The sequence below is a fragment of the Pedobacter paludisoli genome (assembly GCF_052344095.1).
Lineage (GTDB): Bacteria > Bacteroidota > Bacteroidia > Sphingobacteriales > Sphingobacteriaceae > Pedobacter.
Map to the genome: position 1 here is coordinate 3,006,428 of NZ_CP179926.1, position 25,283 is coordinate 3,031,710.

The 25,283-nt window shown below is 36.5% G+C and carries 21 protein-coding genes; 15 read left to right on the forward strand and 6 right to left on the reverse strand.

Annotated features, from left to right (window positions below):
* Window positions 1-119: 119 nt before the first annotated feature.
* Together ACJVDK_RS12230 and ACJVDK_RS12235 are read right to left on the reverse strand one after the other, a co-directional pair.
* Complete coding sequence (locus ACJVDK_RS12230; RefSeq protein WP_443936945.1) at window positions 120-1,421, reverse strand: HAD-IB family phosphatase; 1,302 nt, start codon at window positions 1,419-1,421, stop codon at window positions 120-122.
* Window positions 1,414-2,382 (reverse strand): NAD-dependent epimerase/dehydratase family protein, encoded by a 969-nt coding sequence (locus ACJVDK_RS12235; RefSeq protein WP_443936946.1) that lies wholly within the window; start codon window positions 2,380-2,382, stop codon window positions 1,414-1,416. Before ACJVDK_RS12235 ends, ACJVDK_RS12230 begins: the two co-directional genes overlap by 8 nt.
* Window positions 2,383-2,549: 167 nt before the next feature.
* On the opposite strand from ACJVDK_RS12235, the gene ACJVDK_RS12240 reads away from it, so the two are divergent.
* The 4 genes from ACJVDK_RS12240 to ACJVDK_RS12255 all read left to right on the forward strand — a co-directional run bounded on the left by ACJVDK_RS12240 (window position 2,550) and on the right by ACJVDK_RS12255 (window position 8,126).
* Window positions 2,550-3,731 carry a formimidoylglutamase gene (locus tag ACJVDK_RS12240; RefSeq protein WP_443936947.1) on the forward strand — a complete coding sequence of 394 codons (1,182 nt, stop codon included), beginning with the start codon at window positions 2,550-2,552 and terminating at the stop codon, window positions 3,729-3,731.
* An 87-nt stretch (window positions 3,732-3,818) separates the two neighbouring features.
* On the forward strand, window positions 3,819-4,976 hold the full coding sequence (locus tag ACJVDK_RS12245; RefSeq protein WP_443936948.1) for a redoxin domain-containing protein: 1,158 nt from the start codon (window positions 3,819-3,821) through the stop codon (window positions 4,974-4,976).
* A gap of 148 nt (window positions 4,977-5,124) precedes the next feature.
* Window positions 5,125-5,808 (forward strand): hypothetical protein, encoded by a 684-nt coding sequence (locus tag ACJVDK_RS12250; RefSeq protein ID WP_443936949.1) that lies wholly within the window; start codon window positions 5,125-5,127, stop codon window positions 5,806-5,808.
* Between the two features lie 125 nt (window positions 5,809-5,933).
* Complete coding sequence (locus ACJVDK_RS12255; RefSeq protein ID WP_443936950.1) at window positions 5,934-8,126, forward strand: carboxy terminal-processing peptidase; 2,193 nt, start codon at window positions 5,934-5,936, stop codon at window positions 8,124-8,126.
* A 405-nt stretch (window positions 8,127-8,531) separates the two neighbouring features.
* Here ACJVDK_RS12255 and ACJVDK_RS12260 read toward each other — a convergent pair whose 3' ends face one another.
* Complete coding sequence (locus tag ACJVDK_RS12260; RefSeq protein ID WP_443936951.1) at window positions 8,532-9,950, reverse strand: DUF4270 family protein; 1,419 nt, start codon at window positions 9,948-9,950, stop codon at window positions 8,532-8,534.
* Between the two features lie 21 nt (window positions 9,951-9,971).
* Window positions 9,972-10,796 (reverse strand): glycogen/starch synthase, encoded by an 825-nt coding sequence (locus ACJVDK_RS12265; RefSeq protein ID WP_443936952.1) that lies wholly within the window; start codon window positions 10,794-10,796, stop codon window positions 9,972-9,974.
* A gap of 148 nt (window positions 10,797-10,944) precedes the next feature.
* Between ACJVDK_RS12265 and panC the strand changes: the two genes are divergently transcribed.
* The 4 genes from panC to ACJVDK_RS12285 all read left to right on the forward strand — a co-directional run bounded on the left by panC (window position 10,945) and on the right by ACJVDK_RS12285 (window position 14,709).
* Window positions 10,945-11,790 (forward strand): pantoate--beta-alanine ligase, encoded by an 846-nt coding sequence (gene panC, locus ACJVDK_RS12270; RefSeq protein ID WP_443936953.1) that lies wholly within the window; start codon window positions 10,945-10,947, stop codon window positions 11,788-11,790.
* Window positions 11,791-11,864: 74 nt separating this feature from the next.
* A complete protein-coding gene (gene panD / locus ACJVDK_RS12275) occupies window positions 11,865-12,215 on the forward strand; it encodes an aspartate 1-decarboxylase (protein ID WP_443936954.1) in 351 nt (116 codons plus the stop codon).
* A gap of 4 nt (window positions 12,216-12,219) precedes the next feature.
* On the forward strand, window positions 12,220-13,218 hold the full coding sequence (locus tag ACJVDK_RS12280; RefSeq protein ID WP_443936955.1) for a lysylphosphatidylglycerol synthase transmembrane domain-containing protein: 999 nt from the start codon (window positions 12,220-12,222) through the stop codon (window positions 13,216-13,218).
* Window positions 13,219-13,569: 351 nt separating this feature from the next.
* Window positions 13,570-14,709 carry an acyl-CoA dehydrogenase gene (locus ACJVDK_RS12285; protein ID WP_443936956.1) on the forward strand — a complete coding sequence of 380 codons (1,140 nt, stop codon included), beginning with the start codon at window positions 13,570-13,572 and terminating at the stop codon, window positions 14,707-14,709.
* A 41-nt stretch (window positions 14,710-14,750) separates the two neighbouring features.
* Here ACJVDK_RS12285 and ACJVDK_RS12290 read toward each other — a convergent pair whose 3' ends face one another.
* Window positions 14,751-15,095 carry a phage holin family protein gene (locus ACJVDK_RS12290; protein WP_443936957.1) on the reverse strand — a complete coding sequence of 115 codons (345 nt, stop codon included), beginning with the start codon at window positions 15,093-15,095 and terminating at the stop codon, window positions 14,751-14,753.
* A gap of 18 nt (window positions 15,096-15,113) precedes the next feature.
* On the opposite strand from ACJVDK_RS12290, the gene ACJVDK_RS12295 reads away from it, so the two are divergent.
* From ACJVDK_RS12295 to infB, 4 genes are all read left to right on the forward strand, one after another.
* Window positions 15,114-15,542, forward strand: a complete 429-nt coding sequence (locus ACJVDK_RS12295; RefSeq protein WP_443936958.1) for a hypothetical protein — start codon at window positions 15,114-15,116, stop codon at window positions 15,540-15,542.
* 109 nt (window positions 15,543-15,651) lie between these two features.
* On the forward strand, window positions 15,652-16,116 hold the full coding sequence (gene rimP / locus ACJVDK_RS12300) for a ribosome assembly cofactor RimP (RefSeq protein WP_443936959.1): 465 nt from the start codon (window positions 15,652-15,654) through the stop codon (window positions 16,114-16,116).
* A gap of 2 nt (window positions 16,117-16,118) precedes the next feature.
* The gene (nusA, locus tag ACJVDK_RS12305; RefSeq protein ID WP_443936960.1) at window positions 16,119-17,363 is read left to right on the forward strand and encodes a transcription termination factor NusA; all 1,245 of its coding nucleotides are present in this window, start codon (window positions 16,119-16,121) and stop codon (window positions 17,361-17,363) included.
* A 61-nt stretch (window positions 17,364-17,424) separates the two neighbouring features.
* Complete coding sequence (infB, locus tag ACJVDK_RS12310) at window positions 17,425-20,481, forward strand: translation initiation factor IF-2 (RefSeq protein WP_443936961.1); 3,057 nt, start codon at window positions 17,425-17,427, stop codon at window positions 20,479-20,481.
* Between the two features lie 122 nt (window positions 20,482-20,603).
* Here infB and ACJVDK_RS12315 read toward each other — a convergent pair whose 3' ends face one another.
* Window positions 20,604-20,843, reverse strand: coding sequence for a helix-turn-helix transcriptional regulator (locus tag ACJVDK_RS12315; RefSeq protein ID WP_443936962.1), 240 nt, complete (start codon window positions 20,841-20,843; stop codon window positions 20,604-20,606).
* Between the two features lie 410 nt (window positions 20,844-21,253).
* On the opposite strand from ACJVDK_RS12315, the gene ACJVDK_RS12320 reads away from it, so the two are divergent.
* The 3 genes from ACJVDK_RS12320 to ACJVDK_RS12330 all read left to right on the forward strand — a co-directional run bounded on the left by ACJVDK_RS12320 (window position 21,254) and on the right by ACJVDK_RS12330 (window position 25,278).
* Window positions 21,254-22,453, forward strand: coding sequence for a S41 family peptidase (locus tag ACJVDK_RS12320; RefSeq protein ID WP_443936963.1), 1,200 nt, complete (start codon window positions 21,254-21,256; stop codon window positions 22,451-22,453).
* A gap of 90 nt (window positions 22,454-22,543) precedes the next feature.
* Window positions 22,544-23,962: an MAC/perforin domain-containing protein gene (locus ACJVDK_RS12325; RefSeq protein WP_443936964.1), complete on the forward strand. Its 1,419-nt coding sequence runs from the start codon at window positions 22,544-22,546 to the stop codon at window positions 23,960-23,962.
* Window positions 23,963-24,183: 221 nt separating this feature from the next.
* Window positions 24,184-25,278, forward strand: a complete 1,095-nt coding sequence (locus ACJVDK_RS12330; RefSeq protein ID WP_443936965.1) for an acyltransferase family protein — start codon at window positions 24,184-24,186, stop codon at window positions 25,276-25,278.
* The last annotated feature ends 5 nt before the right edge of the window (window positions 25,279-25,283 follow it).

Below are 25,283 nucleotides of genomic sequence, written 5' to 3' on the forward strand. Positions count from 1 at the left end.
GTATTTAGACAGCTTCAATAAATTGCTTTTTTTCAAAAACAACTAAATTGTCATCAGGACCTACATTTTTTAAAAAAATCCCAGATAATTTCTGTGAATCTATCCGGGATTTTCCCATGCTAGTATAGTACTCTAAACTTGATGGTATGTTCTATTTTCTTTAACGACTTAAACAATTGCTTATCATATTGAGCATTGATATCGGTAATGGCATAGCCGATTTCGGAGTTTGTCATCAAAAACTGCCCTACGATATTGATATCATGCTTAGCAAAAACCGTATTAATTTTAGCCATGATACCCGGAACATTTTTATGAATATGGATTAATCTATGCGATTTATCAATCTTAGGCAATTGTAAATTTGGAAAGTTACTACTTAAATAGGTTGCACCTGTATTCATAAAATCAATCACTCTCTTTGGAATAAAATCGATGTTACGCGGATTACCTTTCGGATCATCGAATACCACAATACCCATTTTGGTACAAATATCTAAATCCAGTTTACCTTTGGAGTTACCTAAATAGCCAATCGTTTTTAATTTAACTGCATTTTTTAACTGTTTAGGATCTAACTTTTCGCCATCGGCAAGAAGAATAAGGCCTACGTCTTTCACATATTTATCTTCAAACGACGTTTTATGACGAATAGACAATCCATCGTTCTTTAAAATCGAAATGCTTAGTGGACTCACATCACCAATAACCAAACATAAAATTCTGTTTTTTGGATACGAAATTGCTCGCGGTAAATCGTTTACATATAAAAATTCATCAAAACTTGGCGTTACGTGATCTGCCTTTTCGATAATGGTTTGTCTTGCAATATTCTCCGTAAAAGCAAAAAATTTATTGATAATCCCACTTTCGCGCAATTGAAAATCCGAATATCCATCGCCAATACCGAACAATTCACCTTCCAATTTCAGGTGTTTTAAAAGCTTAACCTTTCCACCTTCTTCGCTTAAAGGATTGGCGTGATCGTAGTCGATAATTTTTCCATCGCCAGTGGTTACAAATGTATTGGCATAAATATTTTCTTTTTTAATGTGATACTGGCTCACTACCGGCGTAATAAATTCTTTAAATCCGCCCGAAACAATTAAAACCTCATCCGCATGCTTTTTAAAAAATTCGGCATTACGCGAAAAAGAAGTGGATACTTTTTTCTTTAAATGTTTAATTAAAAGCTTTAAATGCTCTTCATTTGCCTCCAGTAATTTTACACGTTGCGCTAAACTTTCAGAAAACGAAAGCTTCCCTTCCATGGCAAGGTTGGTGTAATCTTCTATCTTTTGAAAAATTGCTTCCTTTTCGGGATGTTTTAGTAAGGAAATTCTGGCAAGTTCATCAAGCGCTTCTACTTGGGTAAAGGTGCTATCAAAATCGATAATGTAATAGGCTTTCTGTTTAGACATCTTTTAAATGTTGGGTAATTTCGGTTATAGTTAATGCAAGGGGTTTAAATGAAATCCCAGTTTGCTGGATAATTTTATCATTTGAATAATAACTCAAAGTTAAGCTACTTTTTGCAGCATCCTTTGTTATAGAGGGTTCTTTTCTCGTAAAAATCGAAATAAATTTCAAAGCACGCCAAGCAATAGACAACATCCAGGGTTTTGCTTCTATTGCGGGGGCTTTCACACCAAATCCTTCAGCAATTTTGGCAAACAAATCTTTGTAATGAAAATCTTCTGACGACAGAATAAATCGTTCCGCTGTAGCTTGACCTTCCATCAATAAAATCATACCTTTCGCCACATCTTCCACGTCGACCAAGCCTGTAGCCCCATTGGTATAAAATGGGAAGTTTTGCTTTACCAATTTAAAAATAGCGCCGCTCCCGTCAAATCCTGCATTTCTTCCAATGATAACGGATGGATTGACGATTACAGCATCCAAACCTTCGCTTATCCCGCGCCAAACTTCCATTTCACCTTCATACTTCGACAATCCGTAAGCATGCGCTTTTGTATCGTATTCCCAAAAGTCTTTTTCTGTTATTTTTTGTCCCTTTTTGGCATCTCCTAAAGCCGCTACCGAACTAACATGCAGCAATCTACAGCCCTTTTCTAAGCAAAGGTTTACCACGTTTGCCGTTCCTTCAATATTTATATGAAAAAGCTTCTTTTTATCTTTTGGATTAAAGGACACAAACGCCGCACAATGGTACACGTGGGTAACCCCGTCAAAAACTTCCTCCAATCGCGCGGGTTCATTAATATCGGCTATTTGCCAATCAACGAGCGAATTATGATGTAATAGAGCGGGAATAATCGATTTATCGCGCTTGATAGCTCGAACAGCCATGCCCTTTGCGGTGAGTTGATTAATTAATTCCGATCCTAAAAATCCTGTTCCACCCGTTACCAGTATCATGCGTTTATGTGGTCTTTATGTTGATGCAAAGCGATAAAACCCCGCTATTATTACATTAAAATGAATGCTAAATAACCTTTCAGCCGAAAAAGAATTTCGATAGAAATTTTATTTTTATGCAAAATATGCTTTCAAAAATAGATATTTGAACCGATAGTTTTAAACATATGTCATTAAGCGATTTTTTTTCCCCTTTAAACCTTGATTCTCTAACTCCAAAAAATGGTTTTTTTACCAGTCAGCTGGGATTAAAAACAACCTTTTATACCGAGTCGTTTCCTGATTTAGAGGAAAATAAATTCGATATCGCAATTTTTGGCGTGTTAGATGGCCGTAATGCCGTCAATAATGAAGGTTGCGCCCTAGCCCCCGATTATTTTAGAGAAAAATTCTATCAATTAAACGAAGGCGCTTTTACATCGCGCGTAGTCGATTTAGGTAATATTAAGCACGGAGCAACTGTTGCGGATACCTACATTGCCATCAAAATGGCCGTATCGGAATTGATAAAAAAAGATATTATACCAGTAATTATCGGCGGAGGACAAGACTTAACATATGCCCAATACTTGGGATATGAAGATTTAGAGCAAAAAGTTGATTTAGTGGTTATCGACAATCGATTCGACATAGACGACGATGGTCATGAAGGAATTGCCACCCGTTCTGATTGTTACTTAAATAAAATTTTCCTCCATCAGCCAAATTACCTTTTCAATTTCAGCAACGTAGGTTATCAAACATATTTTGTTAATCAAGAAAGTTTAACCGTCATGGATAAACTCTATTTTGACGTACATCGCTTAGGCGAATTTGCACAAGACATTACCTTAACAGAACCCATCATTCGAAATGCCAACATGATTAGTTTTGATATGGGGGCCATTCGTTCGGCTGATGCTGGGGCAAATGCCAATACTACCCCAAATGGTTTTGATGGGGAAGAAGCTTGCCGAATCATCCGCTATGCAGGCATGAATGACAAACTAACCTCGATTGGTTTTTACGAGTTTAACCCCGCCTACGATAATAATGGGCAAACAGCCCTGCTTTTGGCACAAATGGTTTGGTACTTTTTGGATGGATTTTACGCCCGCAAGAAAGATTTCCCGCTTACCCCAAAATCGCAATTCATCATTTACCGAACAAGCATGCAAGACGGGTCAGGCGAAATGACATTTGTGAAAAGTAAAAAATCGGACCGTTGGTGGATGCAGGTCCCTTACCCTTCGGGCCAGTCACAAAATGAACGCTATCACCTCGTTCCTTGCCGTTACAGCGATTATCAAACCGCGGTTAATGGAGATATGCCCGATTTATGGTGGAGAACCTATCAAAAGCTATCATAATTTTACATTGCTTTAAACGTTATAAATCAAATTATTACTACATTTGAAGTAAATCTACTGTCAAAAAGTAGCAAAAAAGACTAACACATGAAAAAAACCATTTTATCAGCAATTGCGCTTTTACCATTTGCTGCATTTGCTCAAAAACCTTTTACCCTTAATGGAAACGTTAAAGGTCTAAAAACAGGTGACAAAGTTTACCTATTCTATGCCGCAGCTAATAGTAGAGTAACAGATTCTGCAACAGTTACAAACGGCGCCTTCTCATTTAAAGGCTCAATAAGCGATCCATCGCAAGCAAGTTTATACTTAAACACAAACCCATTTGTGAACCGCCCAAAACCGGGAACTAAATTAGATAACGCTTCTTTATATCTAGAATCTGGAACGATTAATTTAACTGCTGCAGATTCATTGAAGAACGGAGTAATCACAGGTTCACCAATAAATGCTGATGCGAATAAATTAAAAGCATTAACGAAACCAATTAACAATAAACTAGCCGCTATTGATGCAGAGTATAGTGCATTTACTCCTGAACAAAAGAAGGATAAAGCTTTGGTGCAAGAATTAGGCAATCGTTATGAAACGATATCAGCAGACCTAAACCCTATTTATATTGATTTTGCAAAGAATAATCCAAAATCATACATCAGCTTAACGACGATTAAAACCCTTTCGGGCGATGATAGTCAGATGGCAACAGCTGAAAAATTATTTAATGGCTTAAGTCCTGGTTTAAAAGCCACTTCGCTAGGAAAATCTTTGACTTCGACATTTGAATCAAACAAAAAAACAGCAGTTGGCGTAATGGCTATGGATTTTACGCAAAACGATGTGGATGGAAAACCTGTAAAATTATCAGACTTTAAAGGTAAATACGTATTGGTTGATTTCTGGGCATCGTGGTGTGGTCCTTGCCGTGCAGAAAACCCTAACGTTGTAGCTGCTTATAACAAATTTAAAGACAAAGGCTTCACTGTTTTAGGCGTTTCTTTAGATGGTGGCAATACCAAAACAACAAAAGAACAATGGCAAAAAGCGATTGCAGCTGATGGTTTAACGTGGACACATGTTTCAGACTTACAAGGATGGAACAATGAAGCAGCAAAAATGTATGGCGTTCGTGGAATCCCTGCAAACTATTTAATTGATCCAAGTGGAAAAATCGTTGGAAAAAGCTTAAGAGGTGAGAAATTACTTGCAGAATTAGAATCGTTATTGGGCGATAAAAAAACGAAGTAATAACCTTCTGAAATGAAATTCAAACCGGCCTACCTTCATGGGCCGGTTTTTTTTATAATTCAGTAAAATAAAATCTTAAAAAACACTGCTTCTCCTTAATTTTCAATTGATTAATTAAAATAACAATTAAAAATATTATTTTTGCGGAATGATTAGATATGTGTGTATTCTGGTAAGTCTTTTAGCAAGTATTCAGTTGAATGCTCAAAACATTGTTAAACAAGACAGTCAAGAGCCTGGCACGGGTGGCAGTGCAATTCGTATTGCGATTTCCAAAATAGATTTGCCTTCCGGCGATAATTATTTCGAACAAGCAAATACAAGCGAAAAAAGTGGAAATTACAACGAAGCGCTAACCTTATTCGGAAAAGCGGCATTTGAATACAACGTTGCAAAGAACTTCAACAGGTACGGAGATGCCATTATAAAAATGAGCAACTTGCACTACCAATTGGGTCGCTTTACAGACGCGGAGCAAATACTACTCAATGTTGCTTTAAAAAATTACTCGAAACTTGGCTCAAGAAATGGAGTTATGAATACGTACAGTTTACTGGGCAAAGTGTACTTAGCCAATAACAAATACACACAATCCATGTGGTTTTACACCCAACAAGGAATTTTAGCCAAGCAATTAAAAAGTGACTATGCATATATCGAGTCAATCTTAGGCATTGCGCAAGTTAAAATCAGAAAAAAAGACTTTACTTTGGCGCTCAAAGACCTAAATAATGCAGAATTATTAGCCAACAACCTGAAAACGACGCAATATCAGGGCGAAATAAAAGAATCTCGTGAAACTATTGCGAGCAAACAAAAAGCAAAAAAATAATTTACAACTCCTATTAAATTCATTGTTTTATACACTGGATTTGAGTAGATTTGATAGTTTTTAACAAGAGACGGTAATATTGCTGTCTCTTTTTTGTTTTTTTGATAAAATGGTATCATATTGGTATGATAAATTTGAAGATGGATTTTAAATCGTTTAAAGAGATGTTAAAGAGAATATTTTTTGTAATTTTTACCGCTGCCGTATTAGCATGTCATGCCTCGCCAAAGGAACAACCCATTGTAGATGGTGTTACCAACATTAAACCCGATGAGCAACAACAGCTTGTTATTCGCGAAGTAGTTAACCTCATTGAGAGCTATAACTATAAAAAAATTCAGATAAACGATTCCATTTCTTCACTGATACTGGACAAATACATTAAATCTCTTGATCAGGGAAGAAATTATTTTTTGGCTTCGGACATTAAAGAGTTTGAAAAATACAGATATACCCTTGACGATGATTTCAAAAATGGCGATTTAAGCGCTCCATTTTACATCTACAATGTTTACGCCAAGCGATTAAATGAATATTTCACTTACTCTTTAGGTCAAATTAAAACAAAATTTGATTTCACTAAAGATGAGTCTTACGTATACGACCGAGAAAAACTGCCTTGGGCTGCTTCTATCACCACCTTAAACGATACATGGAAAAAACGTGTTAAATACGAGTTAGTGAACCTAAACTTAACGGGTACCGCTGAATCTAAAAATATCGTTACTTTAGAAAAACGCTATAAAGATCTTCAATCGCAAACACAAAAAACAAACAATCAAGATGTATTTCAAATCTTGATGGACTCTTTTACAGAATCAATCGATCCGCATACCAATTATTTTAACCCGACCAACACCGTTGCATTTAACGAAGAAATGGCGCGTTCATTTGAAGGTATTGGAGCTCGCTTACAATTAGAAAATGAAGTAGTTAAAATTTCTGAAATTATTGCCGGAGGCCCTGCATTTAAAGATAAACAATTAAGCGCAGGAGATAGAATTATTGCCGTAGCGCAAGGAAACGACGATTTTGTAGATGTAGTAGGCTGGCGATTAGACAAAACTGTATCTAAAATAAAAGGGCCTGCAGGAACAAAAGTACGTCTAAAAGTTATTCCGGTAGGGAAAGAGATGTCAACCAAACCGGTAATTGTAGAATTAACGCGTGAGAAAATCATTCTGCAAGATCAATCGGCAAGCAAAAAAGTAAAAACCATTAAGTCAAATGGCAAAACCTATAAAATAGGTGTAATTGCTCTACCGGCATTTTACGCTGATTTTAAAGCCGCTAACGCTGGAGATAAAAATTATAAAAGTACCACCCGTGATGTTAAACTTTTGATCGATACTTTAAAGAATCAAGATAAAGTAGACGCCATTGTAATGGACTTACGTGGAAATGGCGGAGGTTCATTGGTTGAAGCCATTAATTTAACGGGTTTATTCATCGATAAAGGCCCTGTAGTACAAGTAAAAGATTTGCGCAATAAGATTGAGGTAGATGAAGATGAGAATGCAGGAGTTGCTTGGGATGGCCCTGTAGGTGTTATCGTGGATCGATTAAGCGCATCTGCTTCGGAAATTTTCTCAGGAGCTATCCAAGATTACGGCCGAGGAATTATCATGGGAAGCCAAACTTATGGAAAAGGTACGGTTCAGTCTTCTATAGATTTAAACAAGTTAATTAATCCTTCCATTTTACAAAAACTGGCAAGCGTTATCACTAAAAACAAAACAGTAGGTACTTCGCCTTCAGAAACAAACCCTGAAGATATTAACCTTGGACAGATTAACCTTACCATGGCTAAATTTTATAGAGTAGCAGGCAGCAGCACGCAGCATAAAGGGGTAATTCCTGATATTGTTTTCCCTTCTATTTATCCAATGGATAAAATTGGCGAAGATACAGAACCTTCTGCTTTACCTTGGGATATTATTCCAAGTTCAAATTATAAGCCTGTAGCAGACTTAAAAGCGGTTAAGGCAGTTCTAACTAAAAACAGCGAACAACGTGTTTCTGGCTCTTTAGATTTTAAATACTTAAAGGAAAACATGGCCGAACTTAAAAAACGTGACAACGAAACATCGGTTACGTTAAATGAAGTAAAACTTAAAGCAGAACGCGATACACAAGAGGCTAAATCGTTAGCAAAACAAAACGAATTACGTGCCTTAAGAGGTTTGCCTCCTATTAAAAAAGATTCAAAATTGACCAAACAAGATGCCTTCGATTTTATTGAAGACGAAGCACTTAAAGTAATGGGCGATTTTATTCAACAAACAGGAACCTATGCTATGAACTTAGGAACCTTTTAAGAAATATACAATTTCCTTTCAGGTTAAATGGCCTCATGCAGCAAAGCTACATGAGGCCATTTACGTTTAGCTCAAACGTATTTGAAATAAAATATTTCTATAAACGTATACGCATCAAAGCGGTTTAAGTTTTCAGTTGCATGCATTCACCTCCTTTTATATTCCTTCAAAATAGTGCAGAACAACTAGCTACGAAATAGGTAACTTCTCCCTTTAATTCCTAAACATTCAGGAATAAATGCCTATATGAAAATGGATACGGAGAAACACCTCATGTATCCATGCATGGCAGAAATTGCATACGTGAAAGGTTTCTGTACCATCCTTCACAGTTAAAGAAAAAGTCAGGCAATAAAAAAGCCCGTAATGAAAAATTACGGGCTATGGCACTATAACCTGAATGGCTTAATTAATTTTTGTATAAAAAATATTTAGTTTAATCGTATTGGCATTTGCCGCTTTACCAATTAAACTACGTTCAGCAGTTGACAAAGTAGTTATTGGATAGGATGCAACATCTGAACTCAATAAATCCGCTGGGCCAATAAACGTACCATAATCCGTTAATTTACCGTCGATTAAATCTTGTACATAACTCGTTACCACAAATACATATCGGTTATTGACAGAATCGTAATACCCACCAAAAACGGCATCGCTCAACGCTCTAAAATCTCCCGTGGCAATACTTGTTGCTAAATTATGATCTGGGACATTCCTGGGCTGTTCTGCAATATCTAATCGATAAAGTGCCAACCTACTTGCCGGTAAGTAAGGATATGCATATGTGCCTGCACTTAAATTAACAACCAATTCTGCTCTATTGATAATTGATTTACCGTAAGCGGTATTAAAATTAGTCAACTCAGGAAATGAAATTTTAGTACGCACACCCACTAAACCTTGTGTGGCGGTGATATTTCGTGTACTTGTTCCGTTTAGCTGCTTCTCAATTTCGGTACCAGCATAATTGTGAATTACATTCGCCGTGTGCGGGCTACTAGCAATACTGATTGGGAAATTCACTCTTAAAGTATCTGTATTTGTTGCAGTAGTAGCATTTGGCTTTTTATAAGTCAACTCAATGCTCGATCTGGCTCCGGTTAAACTCACATACACAATACCGCCAGGATTACCCGAAGCTAAAGTAGCAACCGCTTTTAATCCTTTAAAATATTCAGCAAAAGTTGCATTCGTAACAAAAGTTGTTGGCGGTTGATTTAAAATCAAACTCTGCATGGTCGCTTTATCCAAGGGAATACGAATTTGTGATTTTACCGTACGCATGGTATCCACTTTACCCGCTACAACATCTGTAATTCTAATGGGTGTATTTGGAAAAATTCTACTTCTAAAATTCCCCAAACGGGTAGTATTAGCCTCTTGTACATCTGCCGATTTATATTTTGTAATACGGTTTTTTAATTGAAAAACATCAATGTTGTAAACCGAATTGGTTGTATCGCCATAGAAATTTACTTGCGAACTTACTGAATCTATACCCAATACCAATACAGCCGAATCAAGCACTGCACTGGTAAAATCAATGCTCAATGTTGAAGGCACAGGTGTTAGCGCGATATTTGACTGGGTAGTACCAAACTCAGGATCAACCATATACCCTAAAGGATAGCGGCTCATGTTATACGTATTCACATCGGTTTCGCGAATGGTTTGCGAAGTCACAGGACTATTTACCATCGTCCCTTGAATTTGAGCATTTCCATCAGGATCTAAACCAATGTTACCTACATCATCTTTACATGATGCAAAAAGAAAAAGACCTATCAACAGGGTTAATAAGTCTTGTTTTATAAATTTCATATTTAAAATAATAATACCTAATTAAGCAACCGAAACCAATTCATCATTTGAAATTTCTTCATAAAAAGTATAGAAATTTTCAAAATTTTCGGTTAAGTTAAATGCTAAAGTTGGCTTATTGGAATCTTTAACAAATTTTAACACATCATCACTGATGTTTTCATCTGCTAAAACCACTGCATCTGAATGCGTTACAGCACCAATATACATGCTATCACTATCACCATTTTCAAAAGCCTTTGTATCTGCTTCAGTCATATTGGCCATAATGGCTTTCTTATGCAAATTCGCATTTAATTTTTCAGTAAAGTCGCTCTCAAAAATCGAATAAACTACTTTAGAATTTTTAAACGTTGGATCGTTCTTATAAGTCGTTTTAATATAAGCCGGAACCAATGCACTCATCCATCCGTGACAATGCACAATATCAGGTGCCCATCCTAATTTTTTAACGGTCTCCAACGCTCCTTTACAGAAGAAAATTGCACGCTCGTCATTGTCGTCAAAGAATTTTCCACTCGCATCTCTAAATACTTGTTTACGTTGGAAATATTCTTCATTATCTAAGAAATATACTTGCATGCGTGCTGCCGGTATTGAAGCTACCTTTATAATTAAAGGATTATCATTGTCGTCGATAATAATGTTCATTCCAGACAGGCGAATTACTTCATGTAAACGATTTCTTCTTTCGTTTATATTCCCGAATTTTGGCATTAGGATACGTATTTCGAATCCTTTGTCTTGCATTGCTTGAGGTAATTGACGCGTAATTTCAGAAATTTTAGTAAGCTCGAGGAAAGGCGACATCTCGTGTGTAACAATCAGCAGCTTCGTTTTGGCCATCTCCATATTTTAGTAAAATGTATGTTAAATAAAAGATAATGAGCTGCAAAGATACATATAATAATACTATTTATCAATATAACAAGCATTTGTTTGGTTTCGGTTAGATTAATTTACACCTTTACGGCTTTAATTTAAATTACCTAAATTGGAAATACTTAAAACGAAAATAGCACTTCAAGCATTCGTAAACCCTATTAAAGCTTCCGGGCTTAAAATTGCACTTGTACCAACAATGGGTGCCTTACACAATGGCCATATTTCGCTCATTAAACAAGCACAACTAAGTGCAGATATCATCATTTGTAGCATATTTGTTAACCCAACGCAATTTACCGACCCAAAAGACCTTGAAAAATATCCTCGCCCGATAGAGCACGATTTAGCCATGCTGGTTGACGCTGGATGCAATGCGGTATTTATGCCTTCAGCCGCCGAAATGTATCCAAACGGTCAAGATGAAAACTGGCACATCGATTTAGGAAAAGCAGAGTTTCTTTTAGAAGGAGAATTTAGAAAAGGACATTATCAAGGCGTTACGCAGATTGTAAAAAAATTATTCGATTACGTTCAACCCGACATAGCGCTTTTTGGCCAAAAAGATTTTCAGCAAGTTTTAATGATTAAGAACATGCTAAAGCATTTTAATTTGCCTATTCAAATTATAACTTGTCCTATTATTCGTGAAGAGGATGGACTTGCCATGAGCAGTAGAAATATTCATTTATCTCCAATTGACAGAGAAAATTCCCTTGTTTTAAGCCAATCGCTTCAATTTGTGGTTGATCACTTTAACGAATACAGCCTTGAAACGTTAGAAAACAAAGCACAGGAATTTTATCAAAACCTACCTGGTGTAGAACTCGATTATTTTACCATTGCCAATGGCGAAACCCTTGAGCCAGCCAAAACAAAAACCGAAACTAATTTGGTAGCATTGGTTGCCGCAAAAGTTGGCCACACCCGTTTAATCGATAACATGCTCATTCATTAAAACCTAATCGTCATCAAATTGCGAAACTCCATTGCAATGACTAAAAACTCCAAACGGATTACTAACTTTGCCTCATGGTTATCACAATATTAAAATCGAAAATACACCGCGTTCGCGTAACGCAAGCTGAACTAAACTACGTTGGCAGTATTACGATTGATGAAGATTTAATGGATGCAGCCAATATCATTGCGAATGAGAAGGTGCAAATAGTAAACAACAATAACGGAGCTCGTTTCGAAACTTATGTAATTAGAGGCGAAAGAGGTACCGGAACAATCTGTTTAAACGGAGCAACTGCTCGTTTAGCTCAATTAGGCGACATTTTAATTATCATGTCATACGGTTCATTACCAATGGAAGAAGCAAAAAAATACAATCCGATATTAGTTTTCCCTGACGACAATAATCACCTCTTAAAATAACCCATTGGCCCATAAACTAAAAGCGATTATTAAATATCTCATCCTCTTAGTAATAGGAGTGGGCCTTTTATACTTCGCTTTTAAAGGACAAAATATTTCAAAAATTTGGCAGGAAATTAAAACTGCCAAATTTTTATGGATTTTTATTTCGGCCAGCACGGTGTTACTTGCACACATTGTTCGTGCACGCCGTTGGCAAATGCTCTACCAATCAATCCAGTATAATGTTCATTTCTGGAACGCGTACCATGCCGTTATTATTGGGTATTTAGCCAATTTAGCCCTGCCTCGTTTTGGCGAGATTGCGCGCTGCTCGGTCATCTACAAAACACAAAAAGTCCCCATGCTTTCATCAATAGGTACTGTTATTACCGATCGCCTTTTTGATGTAATCGTACTCCTATTAATGGGATTAGGCATGTTGCTTTTTCAATATCCAGTAGTTGCCCATTTCCTTTACCAAACCATTTATGTAAACCTTAGCCAAAAATTTGCAGCCATCAATATTTTATGGATTATATTCCTGTTAATTGCAGGCATCGCACTCATAACGGTCGCAATTTATTTCCTTCGCAAGTTTTTTAACAAAAAATTTTTAAAAATACTGGTCTCGCTCAGACAAGGTTTTAGCTCATACACCAAATTAAAAAACAAAGGTCTTTTCTTGTTTTACACGACTGCTATTTGGTTTTTGTACTACATATCCATGTATTTTGCCTTTTCGGCAATTAGTTCTACCACTCACTTAGGTCTCGATGCCGCCTACACAGCCTTCGTCTTTTCGGGCTTTGCCATGGTTGCGCCCATTCAAGGCGGCATTGGCGTTTTTCATTGGATGGTTGCTCAAGCCCTTGTTTTATACGCGGTTAATTTTAAAGATGCACTAGCTTATGCGACCATTATTCATTCCATGCAAATACTATTAGTGTTACTATTAGGCTGCATCAGCATGCTTTGTGTCCTTCTTAAAAAAACAAACACCGCTTTTTCAGAAAAGCAATAACAGCATTTCAATACATGTTCGTCCGGCTATCGCTTATAGTCCTCTCCCGATAAAAATCGGAATGCGGGCTATTTAGCTCTATCCGGTTTATGTAACGCAGGCACCTACAGGCAACGAACATCCCCCCTACAAAGCGCCTCACCATGAATACCTAAACCTGATGGCAACGAACACGAAGCCCTTTTCGGGCGAGTAAAGTGTACAGCAGGGTTACAATTGCCAAAACCATCTACCGAACATTTTCAAAAAAAATGCGTAAATAAATATCCTTTATACAAAAAAATACTATGCAACCATAGTATTTTTAAGTTGAAAATGTTACATTTGATTGAATCACCTATACAATTTGTTATGCATTTCGAATTAAGTGAAGAACAATTAATGATACAGCAGGCTGCGCGCGACTTTGCTCAGCATGATTTAAAACCAGGCGTAATTGAACGAGACGAACACCAAAAATTTCCGGCCGAACAAGTGAAAAAACTGGGCGAACTCGGATTCTTAGGAATGATGGTTGATGAAAAATACAATGGTGCAGGCTTAGATGCCCTTTCGTACGTATTGGTAATGGAAGAACTTTCTAAAATTGATGCTTCGGCATCAGTAGTTGTTTCGGTTAACAATTCATTGGTTTGTTACGGCTTAGAAGCTTATGGTACCGAAGCCCAAAAAGAAAAATATTTAAAACCACTTGCTTCAGGAGAAAAAATTGGAGCCTTTTGTTTATCAGAACCCGAAGCCGGGTCTGATGCCACCTCGCAGCACACCACTGCCGAAGACATGGGCGACTATTACCTATTAAATGGTACCAAAAACTGGATTACCAATGGAAGTACTGCATCCATTTATTTGGTTATTGCACAAACCCATCCCGAATTAAAGCACAAAGGCATTAATGTTTTTATTGTAGAAAAAGGTGCGGAAGGTTTTACCATTGGCCCAAAAGAAAACAAATTGGGCATACGCGGTTCCGACACACATTCGTTGCTTTTTAACGATGTTAAAGTGCCTAAAGAAAATAGAATTGGAGCGGATGGATTTGGTTTTACTTTTGCGATGAAAACATTGGAAGGTGGCCGCATTGGTATTGCAGCGCAAGCATTGGGAATTGCACAAGGAGCCTTCGAACTAGCAACAGAATATGCTAAACAGCGTAAATCGTTTGGCAAGCCTATTGCCGAACATCAAGCCATTGCATTTAAACTGGCCGATATGGCTACGCAAATTGAAGCCGCTCGTTTATTGGTATACAAGGCCGCTTGGTTAAAAGATCAGGGATTACCTTACGTAAAAGCCGGCTCAATGGCCAAATTATACGCATCTAAAGTTGCCATGGATGTGACTGTGGAGGCCGTGCAAGTACATGGCGGATACGGCTTTGTAAAAGAATACCATGTTGAACGCCTCATGCGCGATGCTAAGATTACCCAGATTTATGAGGGGACAACTGAAATACAAAAAATGGTTATTTCGAGAGAAATTATTCGCTAACAATAAAAAATGGGGCTATAATCAACATAACCCCATTTCTTTTATTCTTCGTTTCCGGCGATGGTATTTAACAACGCTTTAATGATGGCTACCACAATAGCTAAAACAGCTGCAGCTAAAAATCCGCTGGTGTGAAAAGAGGTCATCATGTTATCAACCAATAAAATCATTAAAACCGTAATGATGAATGATACCAAACCCAGCGTTAAAAAGTTAATAGGGAAGGTAAATACACGCAACACAAAACCAATTGTAGCGTTTACCAAAGCTATTAATACAGAAGCGATAATGGCATTGCCATAACCGTCTATCGATACCCCGGGCACCAATTTAGCGCCTAAGAAAAAAGCCAAACCTGTTAATAAAATTTCGATGATTATTTTCATAATGCTTATTTTAGTGAAATGTTAAACCGTATATTTTTATTTGTTTTTAGTTTATTCAGCTCGCTGCTATTTTCATGCCAATCGGAAAATACAGGCTCTGTTATCGCCTTCACATCAGACAGTTCAAAAATCGTTATCAAAAACATTCAAGCAGTTAATTTACTACAAGTTAAAAATAGTTTTAAAGAAAACCTCGACTCTACGTATTTAATTTCGGTTTATTTAACACCGGGCGAAAACGACAGTTTAACGATGGAGCATAGAATTGACGGAAATATAAAATTGGAAGGCGATTCGCTTATGTTTTATCCCAAACAACCATTTGAAAAAGGAAAAACCTATTTGGTTGAAACCGTTATAGGAATGGATTTCGCCAACAGTAAAAAAATTCTGACAGGCAAATTAAAATCGAGTGTACAAAGACAAAAACAGCTACTTGTAAGATAGATTTTAAGCTAAGTGTTTGATTTCTTGCAAAAAATTACTACATTTGCATCGTAATCGAAGAAAAGAGAAGGGGACATTGTCCCCTTTTTCTGTGAAATTAGGTTGAAATATGCAGATAGAAAAGAGAGTAAAAGAACTCGTTGAAGAAAAAATTGCAGACAGACCAGAGCTGTTTTTGGTTGAAGTGAGAATGCTGCCTAACAACAAACTGATTATTCATGTAGATGGTGATCAAGGAATAAGCATTCAAGATTGCGTAGCGATTAGCCGCCATGTTGGTTTTCATTTAGAAGAAGAAAACGCAATTGAACAAGCCTACAATTTAGAAGTTTCTTCACCTGGCGTTGGCGAACCTTTAAAGCTAAATCGTCAATATGTAAAAAACATTGGACGTACCATTAGCATCAAATTAAAAGAGGGCCAAAAGAAAGAGGGAAAGCTTTTAGAAGTTGCAGACAACAATTTACTAATCGAAGAATCGGTTAAAGAAAAAGGGAAAAAAGCGGTATTGGTGCAAACCAGCATTGCGTTTACAGATATATTAGAAACAAGTGTGTTAATTTCATTTAAATAAAAATGAGTACTACAACAATCAATTTAATCGACTCTTTTCAGGAGTTTAAAGATTTCAAAAATATAGATCGCCCTACCGTGATCAGTGTGTTGGAAGAAGTTTTTCGTAGTATGTTGCGTAAAAAATACGGAACAGACGAAAACTGTGATGTTATTGTAAACCCGGATAACGGGGATTTGGAAATCTGGAGAACCAGAAGAGTTATGGAAGACGGTTTTTCTGAAGATGATGATTTAGAAATAGAGCTTGCTGAGGTTTCTAAATACGACAATACACTAGAAGTTGGCGACGATTATGTGGAGCAAATTACCTTAGAAAGTTTCGGACGTAGAGCAATTTTAGCTGCACGTCAAACATTGGTTTCTAAAGTATTGGAATTAGAAAAAGACGAAATCTTCAAAAAATATAAAGACAGAGTTGGCGAAATTATCACCGGCGAAGTTTACCAAGTTTGGAAAAAAGAAACGTTGGTTTTAGATGATGAAGGCAATGAGCTTTTAATGCCTAAAACAGAGCAGATTCCTGCAGATTACTTTAAAAAAGGAGATTCGGTACGTGCGGTAATTTCTAAAGTAGAAATGATTAATGCTAACCCTAAAATCATTATCTCTAGAACAGCCCCAGAATTTTTACAACGCTTATTCGAACTAGAAGTTCCTGAGATTTTTGACGGCTTAATCACCATTAAAAAAATCGTTCGTGAACCAGGAGAGCGCGCTAAAGTAGCGGTAGAATCATACGATGACCGCATTGATCCAGTTGGAGCATGTGTGGGTATGAAAGGTTCACGTATTCACGGTATTGTTCGTGAGTTGAAAAACGAGAATATTGATGTAATTAACTTTACCAATAACATCTCGCTTTACATCACACGTGCATTAAGTCCGGCAAAAATCACCTCAATTAAATTAGATGATGAAACCAAACATGCATCGGTTTACTTAAAACCAGATCAAGTTTCATTAGCAATTGGTCGTGGTGGACACAACATCAAATTAGCCGGTAAATTAACAGGCTATGAAATTGATGTATACCGCGAAGCGGATGAAGAGAACGACGAAGATGTGGATTTAGAAGAATTCTCAGACGAGATTGATAGCTGGATCATTGACGAATTAAAGTCAATTGGTTGCGATACCGCAAAAAGTGTTTTAGCGCTTAGCGTAGAAGACTTAGTAAAACGCACCGATCTTGAAGAAGAAACAATTAACGAAATAATTCAGATTCTAAAGTCAGAATTTGAATAAGTGGTGGAATTGGTAAATAAACACTACTTTTGTATTAAATAAAAAAAATAATAGGAGCTAAATGTCAGACGACAAACCAATCATTTTAATTAAAGCTATTAAAGAACTTAATATTGGCATGGGTACGGCCGTTGAGTTTTTAAACAAAAAGGGATTCTCTGCCGAGAAAAGCCCTATGTTTAAACTTACGGGTGAGATGTACAACGCCTTATTAAAAGAGTATCAGGGAGATAAGATCGTAAGAGAAGAAGCCAAACAAATAGTGATTGGTAAAATACGTCGTGACGAGCCTGAGACTGAAAAGCCAGTAGAAGCGCCGAAGAAAACCGCCGATTTCGAGCGAAATGATGAGATTTTGATTAAAAATGCGCAATCGTTTACGCCTCCGGCTGAAAAACCAAAGGTTGTAGAAAAACCAGAGGCAGAAAGCCCTGCTCCTGCGGCAGCAGAGCTCGCAAAAGAAGTAAAAGCAGAAGCAAAAACTGAAGAGAAATCAGAAGAAGCTGGATTACCAGGTGTTAAAATTGTAGGTAAGATTGATTTAAATGATCTGAATCCAAAAACACGCCCTGCTAAAAAAGAAGATACGCCTGCTCCTGCAACACCTGTTGCTAAGGTAGAAGAGCCAGCAAAACCAGTTGAACAACCTAAGGAGGAAGCGAAACCGGTTGAACCTAAAAAAGTAGAAACCCCTGTGGCAGCACCTGTTGCAAAAGTGGTTGAACCTACTAAACCAATTGAGCAGCCTAAAGTGGAAACAAAACCGGTTGAACCTAAAAAAGAAGAACCTGCTGCAAATGCAGAGCCAGAGGTTATTAAAGCGCGTACCGTTAAATTAACGGGGCCAAACATTATTGGTAAAATTGTTTTACCAACTACGCCTGACAGGAGAAACAATCCTGTTGCTTCATCGAACGATAGTGAAGCCGCTAAGCGTAAACGTAAACGCAAGAAAACTCCTGGAGGACCAGGACAACCTGGTCAGCACGGTGGGCAACAAAACCAAGGTGGTCAAGGCCAAGGGCAGGGACAAGGTCAGCAGCCTCGTCAACCTTATCAAGGTAACCGTCCGGCAGGTCAGGGTGGAAATAACTACCAAGGTAACCGTCCGGCAGGTCAAGGTGGAAATAACTACCAAGGCAATAGAAACAAACCAGGTTTCCAAAATAGAAATGCTGCAGCTAGCGGCCCTAAAGAAGAACCTACAGAGAAAGAAATTCAAGATCAAATTAAGGCAACACTTGCTCGTTTAAGTGGAGCAGGTAAATCTGGTAAATTTGCACAACGTGCTAAATTACGTCGTCAAAAACGTGATGATGTAGCATCGTCAGCAGAAGAAGCAGCAAACGAACTTGAATCACAATCGAAAATATTAAAAGTAACAGAATTTGTTACTGCTAATGAGTTAGCCAACATGATGGACGTGCCCGTTACCAAAATTATTGGAACGTGTATGAGCTTGGGTATGTTCGTTTCAATTAATCAGCGTTTAGATGCCGAAACTTTAACCATTGTTGCCGACGAGTTTGGTTACGAAATCCAATTCGTAAAACCAGATGAAGAAGAGGACAATTTAATTGAAGAGGAAGATAACGATGAGGATTTAATTGAAAGAGCTCCGGTTGTAACCATTATGGGTCACGTTGACCACGGTAAAACATCTTTATTGGATTATATCCGTAAGGCCAATGTAGTTGCCGGTGAAGCGGGTGGTATTACGCAGCACATTGGTGCCTACATGGTAACTACGCCTTCAGGTAAAAAAGTAACTTTCTTAGATACTCCGGGTCACGAAGCTTTTACCGCAATGCGTGCTCGTGGTGCTAAAGCAGCAGATATTGCTATCATTGTAATCGCAGCAGACGATGCGGTGATGCCTCAAACAAAAGAAGCAATTAATCACGCACAAGCGGCTGGTGTTCCATTGGTATTTGCTTTCACTAAAGTAGATAAACCAGGTGCCAATGCAGATAAAGTACGTGAGCAGCTATCTGTTATGAATATCTTAGTTGAAGACTGGGGTGGTAAATACCAATCACAAGAAATATCGAGTAAAAGTGGCTTAAACGTTGATTTACTTTTAGATAAAGTCTTGTTAGAAGCTGAATTATTAGAACTAAAAGCAAACCCTGATAAACGCGCTACAGGTACTGTAATTGAAGCGGCCTTAGATAAAGGACGTGGTATTGTAACAACCATTTTGGTTCAAGGTGGTACGTTAAAAGTTGGAGATCCTATTTTAGCAGGTAGTTACAGCGGTCGTGTTAAGGCACTTTTCAACGAACGTGGAGCAAAAGTTGATTCGGCAGGCCCATCGCAACCAGTACAAGTATTGGGTATGCAAGGAGCACCTACAGCAGGTGATCGTTTCAATGCCTTAGAAAGCGAATCGGAAGCACGTGATATTGCAAACAAACGTATGCAATTACAACGTGAGCAAGGTTTACGTACGCAAAAACACATTACTCTAGATGAAATTGGCCGTCGTTTAGCGATTGGTAACTTTAAAGAACTTAATATCATTGTTAAAGGTGACGTGGATGGTTCAATTGAAGCATTAGCCGATTCATTGCTTAAATTATCAACCGAGCAAATTCAAATCAACATCATCAGTAAAGGTGTTGGTCAGATTTCAGAGTCGGATGTATTGTTAGCTTCAGCTTCGGATGCGATTATTATCGGTTTTCAAGTTCGTCCATCAACAGGTGCACGTAAATTAGCAGAGCAAGAGCAAATCGACATCCGTTTATATTCGATCATTTACGACGCAATCAACGAGATTAAATCGGCAATGGAAGGCATGTTGGATCCTGAGTTTGAAGAGAAAATTGTTGCCAATGTTGAAATTCGTGAAACCTTTAAAATTACAAAAGTGGGTACCATTGCAGGTTGTATGGTATTAGATGGTAAAATTACGCGCAACAGCAAAATCCGTATCATTCGCGAAGGTGTTGTAATTTACACCGGTGAATTAGCTTCTCTAAAACGTTATAAAGATGATGTTAAAGAGGTTTCTAAAGGTTACGAGTGCGGTTTAAATATCCAGAATTTTAACAACATCGAAGTTGGTGATATTGTAGAAGCGTACGAACAAGTAGAAAAAGTAAGAAAACTATAAGCATTAAGAATGCTTGAACAATATAAAGGCCTCAAAAATTTGAGGCCTTTTTTTATTTAAAAGCATAGACCTATCCATATCTATAGCATTATTGGCAATTTACGCTATTACCCAATTGACATTTACTTATTAAAGTCTGACTGAATGAAAATTTCATGTATAGGAACCTCATAAAGCTTAGCGATTTTGCTCAGTTGGGATATACAAAAATCAACTTCGTTATTTTCCCATTTGCGATAACTTACTCTACTTATTTCTACACAATTAGCGACATGTTGTTGTGTGAACTTATTCTTGTCTCTTAATTTTCTGAGGGTTAGTCCTATATCAATCATCCTACATTTGGTTAGTTTACATACCATTAGGAATAGGCAACAGAACAATAGGATTCCCAAATTTAAAACTTTGAGGCAAAATATTCAAACTCAACCATCTGTAAACCAACAAACTAAATCACAAATCAAACAAGAAGTAAAATTAATAATACACAAACGTGTTATCTTTGCAAAACCCGATTTTATCAGAAAGAGAAAAATAATTAGGCATTGACTAAAAATATGCCTGTAAGGTCTTAAACCCTTAAAAGCCTCGGTTAAACAACCAAAAAAATAGTTAAACACAACAAAATGATAACCGTAGATTATCAAAATAAAAATAATAATACTAGAAATTGCACACCTTTCACTCCATCAGCAAAATTAAAATGAGGTATTTAAAAAGGTTTACATGGATAGGTTTTTCTTTTATAATATTATCCTGCAAAAAAGAGCCAGTGCGTAATAGCGAGGAGCAAGAAATTATATCGCCCACAGTAGGCACACGAAAAGAATTTACGTTAGATTCCATCTATTTATATGCGAAGCAAATCTATTTATGGAACGATGCTTTACCCAGTTATGCAGCATTTAATCCTAGAGAAAAATACCGTGATTTACCATCAGATTTAACCGTTTATAAAAAGGAGCTTTTTGATATTTCTAATTTTAAAATAAATCCGGTTACCGCTCAACCTTTTGAACGCAATAATTCGCTCAGCCCTAAATACTCTTACTTAGAATATAGCTCTTCTAAAAGCAGCGCTTCAAAAGCTGGAATTAATACTACTGAAACCATTTTAGCACAACGAATAATTCGTAACAACACTAAAACCATTGCCTATTTAGCATTAGGCTCCTTCCCCAATTTAAGCAGCGCCCAATCAAAGTTAAACCAAGTATTCAATGAATTTGCTGCCGAAAATCCTAAATACTTAATTTTAGATTTACGGACTAATCGAGGGGGATATATTGAGACCGCTGAATATGTTGCTAACTTAATTGTTCCTAGCACTTTAAACGGCAAAATAATGTACTCCGAACTATATAATTCAACCCTGCAAAGCGGAAATGCAAAAATCCTCCGTTATCAACCTTATTTAGATGAAAACGGGAAAACTGTTCTTTATAAGGGCCGAGCAGCAACATTGGCCGATGTTGATTACACGGAAAGTGGTAACACATACTTATTTAAGAAAAAAGGTAATTTAGAAAGCATCCAAGAGATTTATGTTATCACTTCTAATGTTACTGCCTCGGCCAGTGAATTATTGATTAGTTGTTTAAAACCATACTTTGATGTCAAATTGATTGGTGAAAAAACGTATGGCAAACCAGTAGGTTTCTTTGGAATTAACATTGACCAATACACTGTTTACCTCAGTAGCTTCTTATTAAAAAATGCACAGGGTTGGTCCGACTATTTTACAGGCATGGGACCAGATGTATTTATTGAGAACCCTAATAACCCGGCTTTAGGTGACATAAATGAAGTATGCTTTAATACCGCCATATCGCTTATAAATGGCAATATCAAGACCGCTGAAAACAAGGGAAAACTTTTGTATAAAAAATCTAATCCCATGGTAACAGACAAGAGCGAAATCTTTTCTTCTGAAAACAGCCTTCTCGAAACGCGCTTAAAGCTTAAGCAATAATTTAATATCAGTCTTTTTCAAAATTTTGATAACTACTGGTTATCATAAGCAAAATTCTTTATTCGCTCATTTGTGAAAAATTAATTTTATATGAAAAACAATCACAAACTGAAGATTTTCTGCTTATTGTTTGCGCTAACTGCAACGATAAGTGGATGTAAGAAAAATGATGTCGTGAGTGACGAAAAAGGGTTGAATGGGAATAAGAAGAATTTGGCCTGGGGTGGTGATCCTCAATATAATTTATTAGGATACGGCTATGACGTGACGGGCAGATTAGCAAATGCAGAATCATCAAGATTGCAAGTAATTAATATAAAAAAATATGTTGATGAAAACAGTTCATTATATCGTTACAATGATGATGTTTATGAATCTTTTGACTATTCAAGCGGTGAAAATGCCGAAAGTTATTCCACTAGCATGGCTCAAAAATACAGTGCAACGGCTAGTTTTTTAAAATTATTTAAAGCTGAACTAAATGCATCTTTTGACAAAAAAAGCTCATACTCTTCAAAGTATTCTTATGCTTCTGTTAGAAAAATGATAAAGCAAAAAAATTTAAAAATTTATTATACTACTGATAATTTAATTACTAATTATTTAACAGATCAATTTAGATCAGATTTGAACACACTATCTCCATCTGATTTAATATTTAGATACGGAACCCACGTACTAACTGACATTGAATTAGGGGCTAGACTGGATATGAACTACGAAGCACAAACAAACAGCAGCCAAAAAGAAGAAGCCGCAAAAGCAGGTGCCGTGCTTTCTGCTGCGAAAATTTTCTCTGTAAAAGCCGACATTTCTACAAATAACTCATATGCTAGTTCTAATTTTAATCAAACACTGTATTACAATACAGTAGGAGGAGATGGCACTAAACCTTTAGTGGGTACAATAACACTAGATAACACAGCCATTAAATTAAGTATCGCCGAATGGCAAAGTACATGTACAAAAGATAATGCAGCACTAATTAAAATAGGTAAAGAAGGCTTTATTCCGTTGCAAGATTTAATTGCTGATCCTGTGAAAAAACAACAGGTAAAAGATGCTATTGAGAGATATATAGCGGATAGGCAGGTAAAGGAATTAGGGGAGATGCCTGTTTATGTATACTATAGCTCAGAAGGTAAAGATCATTATTTTAGTTTAAACAACCAGCCGAATCTCGGAAATGGTTACTTTAAAAATGAAGGAATTGTTTTTTATGCTTTTAATAAGCCTACTGCAGGATGTGTTCCGGTTTACGTATATTACAATTCAGGTTCTGCCGATCATTACTATGGCTTGGGCAACTCTCCAACAATTGGCAATGGGACTTTTAGGAATCAAGGAATTGCCTTCTATGCCTACCCTAAGAACACCCCTAATACAGCACCTGTTTATATGTACTACAATTCGAAAGATAGTGACCATTATATAACTCCAAATAACTCGCCAACTATCGGGAATGGCACCTTTTTAAATGAAGGTGTTGTGTTTAATGTGCCTTTATAAACTTAAAGCACTCTGCTTGGTGTTTGCCTTAAATATCAACCATTACATTAAATTTAATAAAATAGCCAAAGAAAAGATGGATGGATATATGAAGGAAATATAGGGTTCATACCTCAAAATTAATCTGTAATATTCTCTATACACAAATGTTAAAAGCTCCTTAATTTTTTATTGAGGGGCTTTTTTTATCGATATTCGCCGAATATTTACCACATTGATTAATGGATATTGAAGTAAAGAAAACCGCTGCTCTAGAAAAAAAGAATTTTGACTTTGTTGATACTATACGCTGTATTTCTATGATGGGGATAGTGTGGGAGCACAGTGCCATAGTGGGAGATCCAAAAATTAAAGATTTATATTTAAGTATACTCCACGTATCAGTAATGCAATTTTTCAAATTTGCTACAATAGCTTTTTTTTTAATTGCAGGATTCCTTATTAACTATAAATTCACAGAATATACGCCAACACAATACCTAAAAAATAGATTTAAAAACACCATAAAACCATGGGCGTTTTGGCTTCATATCTTACTCATTTGGAATATATCTGAGCTTTTTTTTAAGTTTCTTAAATATCATGGAGATTATCCAATTCCAAATAATTTTGGGTTATACATCCTGGAGCAGTACTATCAAATAATTTTTTTTTCAAGCTTTTGGTTCATACTAAACTTTTTAATTTGCATATCTATATTGTTAATTTTCAAAAAACATATCTACAATATATGGTTCGGAATAGTTTTAGGCTGTGTATCCCTCTTTTATAGCATAAACCTTTATCAGGATTGGATTATAACAAGCCATACAACTGCACTTTTTGGTTTTGTTTTCTATTTATGGCTTGGTGTATATGCAAATAAATATTATGACCAACTGTTGTTCTTTATGAGAAAAACATCCATTTGGTGGTTTATTACTATAACAGTTATCTTTTTCTTTATAGCCGACCTAGAATCAATCTATCTAAAATCACTCAAAATAGACGATATCTACAACACGCTACGCATTTCGAATATTCTTTATTCCCTTAGTTTTTTCCTAGTATTATTTAAAATAGGTTCAATTAATTTTGTTAATAAGTATCTCGACCCTAGAAATACAACGTTTGGTATATACTTAGTACACCATATTATAATTTTCCATGTTTTAACAGAAATATTTAGGCCATTTAATATTGATATAAATAAAATCACTTTATTACAAGCAACAATTTATACAGTATTAAGATTTGTAATTACATACTTGCTAAGTGTCTTAATAGTTATGTTAATTCGACGTACTAAATTTAAATGGTCAGTAGGCATCTCTTAAATCAT